General features: G+C 63.2%; 1 pseudogene. It reads right to left on the bottom strand.

Going from position 1 to position 703, the window contains the following annotated elements:
* Nucleotides 1-703, bottom strand: a pseudogene (locus tag NQJ30_RS18835) (pyruvate dehydrogenase (acetyl-transferring), homodimeric type); the annotation flags it as partial.

The following is a 703-nucleotide window of genomic DNA, read 5'->3' as shown; positions in this document are numbered from 1 at the left end:
ATCCATGCCGAAGGTCCTGGACTCATCCGGGACAATGGGCACAACGCGGTGCCCGAACTTCTTGTCCCGGAGCAGGTCCTTCAACAGCCGGACAAAGGACATGGTGGTGGCGGCCTGCTGCTTTCCGGAACCGCGCTTGGCTACCTCGAAGGTCCTGGCCTCCGGCAGGTCCACCGGAGCGTCGTTGGCCCGGCGTTCGGGGACGGAACCGCCCAGCATCTTCCGCCGCTCGAGAAGATAAGCAATCTCCGGTGCGTCCGGGCCCGGGTGGTAGTAGGGCGGGCTGTAGGGATCCTCTTCCAGGCGGGCATCGGAGATGGGGATGCGGAGGTAGTCCCGGAATTCCTTGAGGTCGTCCACCGTCAGTTTTTTCATCTGGTGCGTGGCATTCCGTCCCTCAAACCTCGGTCCGAGGCCGTAGCCCTTGACGGTGTGGGCGAGGATGACGGTGGGTTTGCCCTTGAATTCGGTGGCTGCTTTGTAGGCGGCGTAGACCTTGTGGTAGTCGTGGCCGCCGCGTTTGAGGTTCCAGATCTCGTCATCGGTCAGGTCCGCGACCATGTCCTTGGTCTGCGGGGTCTGGCCGAAGAAGTGCTCGCGGACGAACCCGCCGGACTCGGCCTTGTAGGTCTGGTAGTCCCCGTCCACGGTCTCGTTCATGACCTTCACGAGCGACCCGTCATCGTCCTTGGCGAGCAGGTCA

It is taken from the genome of Pseudarthrobacter sulfonivorans (assembly GCF_024391045.1).
In the GTDB taxonomy this organism is placed as follows: domain Bacteria; phylum Actinomycetota; class Actinomycetes; order Actinomycetales; family Micrococcaceae; genus Arthrobacter; species Arthrobacter sulfonivorans_B.
The sequence above is the reverse complement of the archived record's forward strand: the minus strand, read 5'-3'. Positions and strand labels throughout refer to the sequence as shown.